Annotated in this window: 12 protein-coding genes and 1 riboswitch; of the genes, 3 read left to right on the forward strand and 9 right to left on the reverse strand. The window is 47.5% G+C overall.

Annotated features, from left to right (window positions below):
- Both QOL74_RS16655 and QOL74_RS16660 read left to right on the forward strand, forming a co-directional pair.
- Nucleotides 1-232, forward strand: a 232-nt coding sequence (locus QOL74_RS16655) for a hypothetical protein (RefSeq protein ID WP_283410632.1), incomplete at its 5' end; no start/stop codon positions are given.
- A gap of 218 nt (nt 233-450) precedes the next feature.
- Nucleotides 451-546: riboswitch (THF riboswitch) on the forward strand.
- Nucleotides 547-628: 82 nt separating this feature from the next.
- Nucleotides 629-1,198 carry a folate family ECF transporter S component gene (locus tag QOL74_RS16660; RefSeq protein ID WP_283410633.1) on the forward strand — a complete coding sequence of 190 codons (570 nt, stop codon included), beginning with the start codon at nt 629-631 and terminating at the stop codon, nt 1,196-1,198.
- A 148-nt stretch (nt 1,199-1,346) separates the two neighbouring features.
- Here QOL74_RS16660 and malQ read toward each other — a convergent pair whose 3' ends face one another.
- From malQ to QOL74_RS16690, 6 genes are all read right to left on the reverse strand, one after another.
- Nucleotides 1,347-2,882, reverse strand: coding sequence for a 4-alpha-glucanotransferase (gene malQ / locus QOL74_RS16665; RefSeq protein ID WP_283410634.1), 1,536 nt, complete (start codon nt 2,880-2,882; stop codon nt 1,347-1,349).
- A 116-nt stretch (nt 2,883-2,998) separates the two neighbouring features.
- Nucleotides 2,999-4,657 carry an alpha-glucan family phosphorylase gene (glgP, locus tag QOL74_RS16670; RefSeq protein WP_283410635.1) on the reverse strand — a complete coding sequence of 553 codons (1,659 nt, stop codon included), beginning with the start codon at nt 4,655-4,657 and terminating at the stop codon, nt 2,999-3,001.
- Entirely contained in the window at nt 4,654-4,821 is a 168-nt protein-coding gene (locus tag QOL74_RS16675) for a hypothetical protein (RefSeq protein WP_283410636.1), read from the reverse strand. Before QOL74_RS16675 ends, glgP begins: the two co-directional genes overlap by 4 nt.
- A 488-nt stretch (nt 4,822-5,309) precedes the next feature.
- Nucleotides 5,310-7,589 carry a sensor domain-containing diguanylate cyclase gene (locus QOL74_RS16680; protein WP_283410637.1) on the reverse strand — a complete coding sequence of 760 codons (2,280 nt, stop codon included), beginning with the start codon at nt 7,587-7,589 and terminating at the stop codon, nt 5,310-5,312.
- A 264-nt stretch (nt 7,590-7,853) separates the two neighbouring features.
- Nucleotides 7,854-8,699 carry an undecaprenyl-diphosphatase UppP gene (gene uppP / locus QOL74_RS16685; protein ID WP_283410638.1) on the reverse strand — a complete coding sequence of 282 codons (846 nt, stop codon included), beginning with the start codon at nt 8,697-8,699 and terminating at the stop codon, nt 7,854-7,856.
- Nucleotides 8,700-8,725: 26 nt separating this feature from the next.
- Nucleotides 8,726-9,130 carry a secondary thiamine-phosphate synthase enzyme YjbQ gene (locus QOL74_RS16690; protein ID WP_283410639.1) on the reverse strand — a complete coding sequence of 135 codons (405 nt, stop codon included), beginning with the start codon at nt 9,128-9,130 and terminating at the stop codon, nt 8,726-8,728.
- A gap of 193 nt (nt 9,131-9,323) precedes the next feature.
- Between QOL74_RS16690 and QOL74_RS16695 the strand changes: the two genes are divergently transcribed.
- Complete coding sequence (locus QOL74_RS16695) at nt 9,324-9,866, forward strand: cob(I)yrinic acid a,c-diamide adenosyltransferase (RefSeq protein ID WP_283410640.1); 543 nt, start codon at nt 9,324-9,326, stop codon at nt 9,864-9,866.
- 100 nt (nt 9,867-9,966) lie between these two features.
- On the opposite strand, the gene rpsI is transcribed toward QOL74_RS16695, so the two are convergent.
- From rpsI to truA, 3 genes are all read right to left on the reverse strand, one after another.
- Nucleotides 9,967-10,359: a 30S ribosomal protein S9 gene (rpsI, locus tag QOL74_RS16700; RefSeq protein ID WP_283410641.1), complete on the reverse strand. Its 393-nt coding sequence runs from the start codon at nt 10,357-10,359 to the stop codon at nt 9,967-9,969.
- Nucleotides 10,360-10,386: 27 nt separating this feature from the next.
- Complete coding sequence (rplM, locus tag QOL74_RS16705) at nt 10,387-10,818, reverse strand: 50S ribosomal protein L13 (protein ID WP_484477166.1); 432 nt, start codon at nt 10,816-10,818, stop codon at nt 10,387-10,389.
- A gap of 172 nt (nt 10,819-10,990) precedes the next feature.
- Entirely contained in the window at nt 10,991-11,749 is a 759-nt protein-coding gene (gene truA / locus QOL74_RS16710; protein WP_283410643.1) for a tRNA pseudouridine(38-40) synthase TruA, read from the reverse strand.
- Between the last annotated feature and the right edge of the window lie 6 nt (nt 11,750-11,755).

The raw sequence follows: 11,755 nt of genomic DNA on the forward strand, positions 1-11,755 counted from the left end.
TGTGTTAGGCACGCCGCCAGCGTTCATCCTGAGCCAGGATCAAACTCTTATTAGAATTTTTTTCCCAAACCCAGTCTCTTTTCAGATTCTGGCTTCTTTTGGTTCTCTTCGCTTCTTCCTGCTGTTCAGTTTTCAAAGAACGTTAAAGCCGCTTATCGCTTTGGGCTTCGTCCGCCAAAGCGTTTTTAGCGGCTCATTTAATATACCATTTTTACCTGGGGGTGTCAACTGATTCTATCGATTTTTTTGCCTGGTATTTGACTTTGTATTCATGCCGCATATGGTTAATACCCATATAATTTAACATTAAAAGGAAGGTATTGATTTATTTTTCATTTTGGATTTCTTTTTCTTCATTTCTCCAAGTCGTTTAGCGCTTCACGACATCTGCTTTCGACAACCAGCAGTCCTCTTTACATATGATGACGGATACGATAAGATAAGGACAGAGGCAGAGTAGACATTATGCGTTAAGTGTTGGGAGATGGGAAGTTGCTCTCAAACGAAGAATGACATGATTCGCGGTATAATGTTGCATCCGCTGCCACATTTGAGAAGCAGTGTCGTTTTTGTACTTCTTTCTCTGATGTGGGGTCATCGCCTCACTACAGTGAAAGGAGGTGTGCACATGGTTCAATCAAACGGTTTTCGCATTTCGACAAAGGCACTGGTGCTGGCTTCGTTTTTTGTGGGGATTAACATTATCCTCTCCCGGGTCGGCGCAATCATGCTCTTTAACAACAGCGTCCGGCTTAGTTTTGGCAACATTCCACTGATTCTGTCAGGGTTATTGCTGGGGCCTGCCGCCGGTTTGATGACCGGTATCGTCAGTGATTTGCTGGGTTTTCTCATTAACTCCCACGGCGGCGCCTATCATCCGGGATTCACTCTCAGTGCCGGCTTAACCGGTTTAATTCCAGGGCTGGTCATGCTTTGGAGTCTTAAAGTTGGAAAAAGCCGGTTTTCTCTGCTGAATGTGGTGGTTGCCAACCTGTTGGTGTATCTGCTGATTTCCGGCTTACTCAACACCATCTGGTTGACTCACCTGTTGGGAACGGGTTTCAGCATCTTATTCCCGGCACGATTAGCCAGTCATGGCATTGTCACAATCATCAATACCGTGCTGACGTATGCATTGATTAAAAGCTTTCAGCGTTCCAACCTGGTGCCCGCAAGTGTCTTGTCTTTAAAGACTTGATAATCATGCAGCTGTTTCAGTCATTTTGTCGCCAGGTATTCAACATGATGCGTAAGCACGTCTCACACGCAAGTACCATCACCAGCCTCACAAATACTCTCAAAACAGGCAACCGCTTGCCCCTAATCATCGGGGAAGCGGTTGCTTTTTATTGTCTTCCGTTAACGCCACTTTTCGAATGACGCTGTGCTTCTTCGATCACTTGGTAAATGAAATGCTGCAAGGCTGAATCTGACAGTTGCTCTTCTGTCGCCCGCCATTGCCAGTTGGTTCCACCAATGGTTCCGGGATAATTCATTCTGGCAGCCGTTCCCAGGCAAAGGTAGTCCTGCAGTGGAATGACAACCGTTTTTGCATTTGTATGCATCAGCAGCCGAATCAGTTGTTGACAGTTTTCTTCAGATGTTTTTTCCGGATTAATGCGATGATAGCGTTTCAATATTTCCCGAATCCCCACATCCGAAAATGCTTTTTCTTTCAGCCAGCCGACCAGGGTGTCATTATCGTGGGTGCCTGTGTAGGCCACCGTGTGTTTTTCGTAGTATGCCGGCCTTTCTTTCTTTTTTGTCTTTTTACCGAAAGAAAACTGCAGAATTTTCATGCCAGGAAATCCAAAGGTTTTTTTCAGCGCCTCCACTTCCGGAGTAATGACTCCCAGATCTTCAGCAATCAGCGGCAGTTCCCCCAGGTGCTTTTCCAGCGAGCGAAAGAGTGCCATCCCCGGCGCCTTCACCCAACGGCCTCTTACTGCCGTGGGTTCAGTTGCATGAATTTCCCAGTAAGCTTCAAATCCCCGGAAATGATCGATGCGAATCATATCCACAGATTCCATCAAATGTTGCAAGCGCTTTCGCCACCAGCTAAAATCGTCTTTCATCATTTTATCCCACCGATAGTGGGGGTTGCCCCACCGCTGTCCTGTTCTGGAAAAATAGTCGGGAGGAACTCCTGCAACCACCGCCGGTGTGCCATCTGGATTCAGTTGAAAAAGTTGTGGGTCAGCCCACACATCCGCACTGTCATGAGCAACAAAGATGGGAAGATCACCAATGAGCCGTATGTTGTTCTCCCAGAAAACCTTCTTCATTTCCTGCCACTGGGTGTGAAAACAATATTGCAGAAATTCAACGTATTCCAGTTCATTCAGGTGTTGTTCCTGAAAAAGGCGCAACCCCTTCACCGACCGGTTTCTCAACTCTTCAGGCCACTCTTGCCAGGGTCGCAGTTTTTGATTTTTTTTAATGACCGCGAAGAGCGCATAGTCCTCCAGCCACCATCGTTGTTCTTCAATAAACCGGTGGTAGTCGTTGGGCTTATTTTGTCTCTTGAATCGTTGATAGGCCAGATGATACAGCTGACTTTTCCATTCTCTCATTCGGAGAAAATCTACTCTGGTTTCAGGAAAGTCAGGCGGTTCTGCCATCTCCTCACAGTGCAACCAGCCCCGAGCGGTCAACTTCTCAGGGCTGATAAAATCTTCGTTGCCTGCAAAGGCAGAAAAACTCTGGTAAGGAGAATCACCGTACCCCACCGGATTCAAAGGCAGTATCTGCCAGAAACGATTCCCTGTCTTTTTCAGAAAAGGGAGGAGCATTCTTTCTGCAGCGCCGATGTCACCCACACCATGGGGTGACGGGAGTGAAGAGATATGCAGCAGCAATCCTGCATTAGCGTCTTTGGTCATCTGTTGTCAGCCCTTTGCTTCCATTTTTTACCAGCTGTTTAATGTCATTCAGTCCTCGGGTGATGTTATCTTCGTTTATATTCATGTCTTGTTGCTATTGGCAATAGCCTGGCATATTATTCTTGAGCCAAGTGATACAGCTCCCTGCAGTAGGCCTTGATCATGCGTTCCGCTGAAAAAGCTTCTCTGGTATCCATGATACTGGCCACCATCATTTCCGACCATCGTTCATGCTGGTCTTCGAAACAGGGGAGCACCTCTTCCAACAGCACCTGATAAAGCGCTTCCGCATCCCGCTGGTCCTGGGCTGTTTCTGTGGCAGGCACCTGTTCATCACCAATAGCCCAGCCATTCACACCATGGCGACAGGCTTCGGGCCACCAGCCGTCAAGTATGCTCACGTTCATCACGCCGTTCATGGCTGCCTTCATTCCAGACGTGCCACAGGCTTCCTTGGGTCTTTGTGGATTATTAAGCCAGATATCGCACCCTCGTGTGAGGAGAGCCCCCAGTGCCATGTCATAGTCTTCCAGAAACACCACCGACTGGGGATGCTGTTGTTGAACCTTCGCCAGTTTCTTCAACATTTCCTTTCCTTTACTGTCCATGGGATGTGCCTTGCCGGAAAAAATCAGTTGCAGCCGCTGCTGCTTCAGTAAAGGTTCAATGCGTTCCATCTGTGAAAAAATCAGATCGCTTCGTTTATAAGGGGCTGCCCGTCTGGCAAAACCCACCACCAGTCCCTGTGGGTTCAACTGGATGCCCTTTCGTTCTTTCACCAGCTCCAGCAGTTCACTGCGATTTTCTGAATGAACCCGCTTGACATGGGCCACCGTCAGTGAGGAACGATTCAGACGCTCATCCATCCAGGTGGGCACATGAACACCATTCGTGATGTTGATAAGGGGTGCTTTTCCTTTGACGCTGCGCCACATGGATTTCGTCGTTTCCAGATGCAACGCTGCCACCGAATTTGCCTGTCGCGAAAGACGCAGACCTGCAACGGTCATGTTGAAAGGAGTACCTCCAATTTCTGCCAGTTGCTCAATGGTGAGTCCCTGATGGGCACTCATGTACCTCAGCCGGGCAAGTGGATGGGATTCATTGCCTGCAGGTATGGGGGTATGGGTGGTAAACACGATTTGTTGCCGGGTGTCACTCCATGCACTATGAAAATCTGCTCCCCTATCCATTTTGTCCCGTAGCAGCGCCAGCCCCGCCAGCACCGCATGACCTTCATTGAAATGATAAGTTATCACTGGTATTTTAAGCGCCTGCAAAGCCCGCAGACCACCTACTCCCAATACGATTTCCTGGGCCACCCGTTCTTCTTCGGTGCCACCATAAAGCTGTCGGGTCACCCAGTGGTAGGGCGATTCAGAAACCGCTGTATCCAGAAGATAGAGGGGAACATTGCCAAAGGCTTCTGTTTTCCATACTTTCACCGGTACCCGGTCTTCTCTGATGGTGACATGCACAATGATCCCCGTATCTTCAAGGGATGATCCTTCTAACGATCGGTAGCAGTCAACCACCTGGCCCTCCGGCGTCATGCGTTGTTCCACATAACCCTGCTGCCATTTAATGCCAATACCCACCAACGGAACTCCCGCATCTTTTGCTGCTTTCAGGTGATCTCCAGCCAAAATGCCCAAGCCACCGGAATAAATCTTGAAATGGGATGCCAGTCCATATTCCATACAAAAGTAAGCGATGTATTTATCTTTTTCGTATGGTTCGCCATGTCGTTTCGGCTTATCTGTTGCCACCATCATTCTTCATTCCTTTCCAATGGTTGCTGCGAAAATGTCAATTCATCCGCCAAGAAGTGATCCACCTTCTCTTTCCTGAAATCCCTCTGATCTTGAAACAGGTTCCCACAAACGAGAAGCCCAAAAGTATCATCGCTTCTCATTTTCCATGGTTCTTTCATCGTCATCAACTATGGTCCTTTTACCCAATCACCTTCAAAAAACACAAAAGCCGGCAGTAAACCCCATCATTTCCACCGGTTTCATAAAAGGCAAAAAAGAAAAGGACAAAAAAAAGGAACAGGATTCATTGTTGGTACAACAAACCCTGTCAACTGCAGAGACCTCTTCTATTGCCTTTGTATTCAGTTGTGTCCAGGTTTGTATCCAGGATATCACATACCTCCTGACTTTTCAGTTAGGATCAAATAACCGATGCTGCTTTGGTGTTGCTCGGATCTTGCTTTGATGGTGCTTAAAACCAGATATGCGTTTTCGTCATTTTAAGGAAGTGACGAACTTCATGTGTCTTATCTGCGAACGCCAATTCGCATCTTCAGACGTCTCTGCAGTTAAGGTATTGGCCTCAAGGCTTCGGCCACCTTTCCTTACTCATATAATACCACATTCTTGCAGGCTTAATCAATTGTTTTTTGAAGAAACCGCCGATGTCGGTCTATGAAGGTTTGCAAAAAAGAGAAGCTTTGCGATCGTTGTTTCCAGCACTCAGCTCATCAAAGTGAACCGCGCAGTTTCTTCCTCGATCCTTCGCCTGATAGAGGGCCAGATCAGCCGCATGAATCAGTTGATCCGGAAAATACAAGCTTGATGGTATGAGCGTGGCCACACCCAGCGTCACCGTCAAACAGTTTTGCTCGTGCTTTTCTCCCAGAGGGATGGCCAGATCATCAATGTTATCAACGATTTTCTCTGCCAGCTGAACCGCACCTCCTCTGTCGGTATTATGTAATACCACAGCAAACTCGTCACCGCCGTAGCGCCCAATAAAATCTGTTTTCCGCCGCAGTGATTGTTCCAATGTTTTTGCCACATCCACCAGAATACGGTCACCCGTCTGGTGTCCAAACTGATCGTTGAAAGCTTTAAAATAATCCACATCTACCAATATCAAAGAAACTGGCAGCTGATCACGCCGAGAGCGTTCCCATTCCTCTTGCAGATACGCATCTAATTTTCGGCGGTTTGCAATACCTGTCAGACTGTCGATCTCTGACAGTTCTTTCAGCTGGCGATTCAGTTTTTCAAGTTCTTGTTGTGTCTTTTGGCGAATGGTCACTTCCTGAGCCAGTTCCTGAGACTGTCTGGCATTGTTAATGGCGATGGCAGCATAAGATGCCAGTATGCGCAAAGTGTCAAGATTATATTGCGTATAGGCATCTTTTCGCCGGCTTTGTACTGTCATCACACCAATCACCTGTTCGTTGACCATCAACGGGCAGAATAACAGCGAGGGCATGAGTTCTCCGCTGGTGCTTTCATACCCCTTGATATAGTGCTGATACTCATTTTCAAGGTCGTTGACAAAAACTTCCCGACGATTTTTTAAACACCAGACTGCATAACTTGTTTCACTGGACAGCGGGATGGAAAACGTGGGGATCACTTGTCCTTTTTCCATGTAAAAAGGGTATTCCAACACATCTTCATTATTCCGGTAAACACCAATCCCCAGCACATCCGCCTCCATAAGGCTATTGGTGTGTTGGTATATCTGTTCAAAAACATGGTTAATGTTCAAAGTTGCCGTGATCTTTTGACCAATTTCACTGATAATCTGCATTTGCTCATAGGACTGCTTCAATGCTTTCGACTGCAGTTCCAATCTACTGGCCTGTTCTTTCAATTGTTCGGTCAAAACCTCGTAGGCCCGGTGCTTCTCCAGATATTCATCAGCTTCCATTTGGAAGGCAATGCTTCTCAGCTTATTCTGTTGCTCAACCTCTGCCATTTGTTTATGGATGTTATGATATTTCTTATAATAAAGCACGCTTTTGCCCAAGTCGCCCTCTGCCTCATAATGTGTGGCAATCAGGCTGTAAAACTTCACTATGAGAATATCAATCTCAAGCCCTTTGGCAATACTTAATCCGCGAAGAAGATAAGTAAGTGCCTGATGCGAATCGCCGGCCTCTTTTGTTGCATGATACAAATCAACGCATAGATCAAGGCGAAGGTTCACGTCTGCTGTTTCAGAGAGGATATTTAAACATCGCTGGTATAGTTCAATTGACTCCTCCAGCAAGCCTTGACGGTGGGCGATCTTTCCCATGAGATGAAGGCTGTAGCCCTCCCCCACAAAATGATCTTCCAGCCTGCTTACCTGAAGACTTTCCCCGGCGTACTGCCGGGCTTTTTCCAGATCTCCCATCTCACAATAAACCATCCCAATGTTCACCAAAGGGAATGCCATGTCAGCTCTTCGCTGATGACGTTTATGACGGGATAAACTTTCATGGTAATACATCAGGGCCGTGCCGTAGTCTTTGAGTATTTTGTACACTTCTCCAAAGTTGTTCAGCAACCCGGCAGCCATCCGTTCATAATGAATGGCATCTGCCAACTTTAAACCTTGGCCGTAGAATTCCAGGGTACGATCAAAGTTTTGCATATATAAATAAACATTCCCCAGGGCATTTAGAATCTCTACTTCCAACCGGTGTTCTTCAACCGCTTTTGCAAGTTCCAGCCCTTTTGTCAGCTCCTGAACAGCTTGATTAAGCTTCCCACCCAGCCAATAGCTGCGCCCTATGTTCAGCAAGCTCTTCATTTGCCCGGAAAGATCGCCGCTTTCCACTGCCAGTGCATAGGCTTTCTGTGCATAGGCCAAAGAATCAGCAGGGTTGCTTCTTTCCACTTTTTCCGCCAGTGCATTCAGCTCGCCAACAGATTTTTCGGCATATCTATCCAGATGATGACCATCTGTGGACTGTTGCATCTTTGTAGACTCCTTCAACTGGGTACACCTCCGTACCGGTCTATCTTTCATTTCGCCGTTTATCTCTGCAGGGCATTTAGACCCCTAGGGAATTATATATCCATTATACGGTGAATCGAATCATCATTCCAGTACTTTTTACCTATTTTATTTGGCGAGAAAAATAATATGCAACATTCACTTACATTAATTGCATTTAAGCTGTTTCACCGGCCAGCACCCTATGTGAAGATTCATTTTCACAGCAGCACACCCGGCAGTTCTTTATCGCCACATCAGCGCTGCAGCAATGGTCCCCAAGCCGATGGCCCATGTATAAAAGGAGAAATAGTACAAACGCTCTTTTTTAATGAGATTAATCAGTGCCCGTATGGCAAAGACCCCCGCCAGGAAAGAAGCCAGAATTCCCGCCAACAGCACCGGCACTGTCACATCCCCCATGCCGTAGGTAAAAGCATCTTTGGTTTCCAGCAGCGTCGCCGCCAGAATCGCCGGAAAAGACAGCAGGAAAGAATAGCGCGTGGCCGTTTCTTTATTGATTCCCTGAAAAAGCGCACCGGCAATGGTGGATCCTGAACGGGAAATTCCCGGAGTGATGGCAAAACCCTGGAAGACACCCACTGCAAAAGCATTTTTCCATGTCATTTGCTGCAACGATTTGCGGGTTCGGGTTTTGATTGGCTGCGACCTTTCTGCCATCCACAGCAAGGTTCCGGTGATCAGCAGCGAAAATCCAATCACCAGCCGAGAAGTGTAAAAGGCTGAAAAAACGTCTTTCAGCAAAAGTCCCATTACTCCCGTTGGAATGGTTCCCACAATGATAAAGAGTCCCAGGCGGCGGTATTCATTTTCAAGGCCCAAACCCCGTCGATGAACCAGATCGTTGCACATCTGAAAAAAAGCCACCACGATACGATAAAGATCCTGGCGGTAAACCACCAATACCGAAAAAAGCGTTCCCACATGAAGCATCACGGTTAAAAAGAAAATTCGGTCTTCAGGTACATTTAACAGCAGTTGGGTGATGGCCAAATGGCCGGAACTGCTCACTGGTAAAAATTCTGTCAATCCCTGAACAATTCCCAAAACAATCGCTTTCCATAATGCCATGAATAATCCTCCTATTAGTCAGTATGTCAGTTGTTGATGACTGGCTGAAACTGAATCCATATTTTCCGTTGCCGCGGTCCGTCAAACTCACAAAAGTAAAGGCCCTGCCAGGTTCCCCGCTGCCATCTGCCATTTTTCACCAGCAGGGTCTGTGATGCGCCCATTAGGCTGGCCTTCAGATGGGCCGCTGTATTACCTTCGGCGTGACGGTAGTTGTCTTCCCAGGGAACAAGTTTTTGCAGCACTTGAATCAGATCGGCAGTCACATGTGCATCTGCATTTTCATTGATGGTCACACCAGCAGTGGTATGGGGCACATAAATGATCACTGTCCCGTCTTTCCATTGATGCTGCTCAATGATTCTTTCCACTTCGCCGGTGATTTCCAGCCAGTGATCCCGATGCCGGGTGGTCAGATTCAGTTCAATCATGTGGTTCCTCCCTCCTTGGATTGCTGTCGATGTTCATGCGGTTCTCTTGGCATTCCGGCTCATGATGAATCCCTTGTTTTCTTCATGCAGGCGCGTTGTATTACCTTCTTTTGATTTCCTGCCCGGATCAGGCTATAATGAATATGAATACTCGTGATTGCTCATTCAGGAAAGATCATCAAGGAGGAATATCATGTCTACCAACGAACGTGAGCCCGTTAAAGATCAAGGTTATATTCAGGTGTATACCGGAAACGGAAAAGGGAAAACCACCGCCGCTCTTGGACTGGCCCTGCGCGCCATTTGCGCGGGAAAAAAAGTGTTTATGGGTCAGTTTATCAAGGGGATGGTCTACAGTGAATTAAATGCCGTTCAGTGGCTTCCAGGGCTTGTCATTGAACAGTTTGGGCGAGACTGCTTCATTCGCAACAACCCCACCGAGGAAGATACACGCATTGCACTTCAAGGGCTGGAAAGAGCCCGGGAAATACTTAAAGCCGGCGAATACGATGTGGTCATTCTGGATGAAATCAATGTGGCCCTCTATTACCAGCTGTTTACTCAAGAGGCCGTATTGGCTCTCATGGCTGAAAAACCAGCCCATGTGGAGTTGGTGCTTACCGGAAGATATGCACCGGAAACCATCATGAACGCAGCAGATCTGGTAACCGAAATGAAGGAAGTCAAACACTATTATACCAAAGGTGTCAACGCCCGCAAAGGCATCGAAAACTAAATCAACGATGCGCCTATACATTGATAATATGAAACGAAAGTCATCAAAATCGAAAACCCCCAACCGATACAGGTTGAGGGTTTTGTTTTGTCTGATAGGCTTAGCGCTTGGAGAACTGTGGCGCACGCCGGGCTTTCTTAAGACCGTATTTCTTACGTTCAACCATTCTGGCATCACGTGTCAGGAATCCGGCTTTCTTAAGAATATCTTTCAGTTCACCGTCTGCTCTTACCAGCGCACGGGAGATCCCATGGCGCAGAGCACCTGATTGACCGGTGAAACCGCCACCGTGTACGCGGGCAAGTACGTCGTACTTGTTCAGTGTATTGGTGATGGTCAGCGGGCTTCTCACTTCACGGCGAAGAGTTTCATAATCCATGTATTCTTCAAGATCTTGATCATTAATGGTGATTTTGCCTTGTCCAGGAACCAGTCGAACTCTGGCCACAGAGGTTTTACGACGGCCTGTTCCCCAGTAAACAACATTTGACATTATATTCGCTCCTTTCCTGAAAAATGACTACAGTTCCAGCATTTCAGGCTTTTGTGCCTGATGCTGATGTTCGGTGCCGGCATAGACTTTCAGCTTTTTGTACATTTGCCGACCCAACCGGTTTTTGGGGAGCATGCCTTTCACAGAATGCTCGATCAAACGCTCCGGATGTTTCTGCAGCACTGTTCGCAAAGAAACCTTTCTCTGCCCGCCGGGATATCCAGTGTGACGTACATGAAACTCCTGGTCCCATTTTTTACCGGTAAGTGTGACTTTGTCTGCATTGATGACAATCACATAATCACCGGTATCCACGTGGCTGGTATATTCAGGCTTGTGTTTTCCCATCAGAATCATGGCGATTTGAGTTGACAAACGACCGAGGGTTTTGCCTTCGGCATCAACGACAAACCATTTTTTTTCAATTTCATTTGCTTTTGCCATATATGACTTCATGATTAACCTCCCTTATAAAGACTGCTGAATGGTATCATTCTGTGTGATACCTGGCATCTCTTGCAGCGCTTCACCGACGCTGCTGTGTTGCTTTATACTAAAGACCCGGGGCGGGATCTTTTAGACACACTCTCATATTCTAATACACGGATCCTGCTGTGTCAATAGTGGAACGCTAAAATAATGGCAATTCTTCGGCCTCATAATACACCTTGTCCAAAAAGAGTCCCTGTGGCGGTGCCGTCAGCTTCCGGTAGTCTGCTGCCGGATGGTTTAATCGCTCCCGGATCGCTTCCAGGGGCATTTTCCCCAGGCCAACCTGTACCACAGCCGCTGACAACATGCGCACCATCTTGTAAAGGAATCCGTTACCCTGGTAGGTGATCCTCAGATGCGGTTCTCTGTGATATAGGCTTGCTTTCCAAATTGTACGCACCGTGTCTTTCACATCGCTGTTGGCAGCCCGAAAAGCCGCAAAATCATGAGTGCCTGTGATCATCTCCAACGCAGCTTCCATCTTTGCTGTATCTGGCCACTGGCGCAGCTGCCATGCGGCATTTCTCAACAGGGCGCTTCCTTGGGGATGCACATGAAGATGATAACTGTATGCCTTGCCCAGGGCACTGTATCGGGCATGAAAGTCTGGTGATGCCTCACGGGTTTCCAGCACACAAATGTCTGGCGGAAGATGTGTGTTCAGTGCCGGCGCAAACCGGTTCGCCGGGATGCGGCTTTTGGTTTTGAAACTGGCACACTGCCCCCGGGCATGAACACCTGCATCTGTGCGTCCTGAGCCATGAACAGTGACTTTTTCTCCTGTAACAGCTGTCAGAGCATCTGTCAGTTTTTCCTGTATGCTGATCCCATTGGGTTGTATCTGCCAGCCGCAATAACCTGTTCCATCATATTCAATGATCATCCGAATGGTCTGCATCTCTTC

Source organism: Anoxynatronum buryatiense (genome assembly GCF_900182905.1).
GTDB classification, from domain to species: Bacteria; Bacillota; Clostridia; order Peptostreptococcales; family Tindalliaceae; genus Anoxynatronum; species Anoxynatronum buryatiense.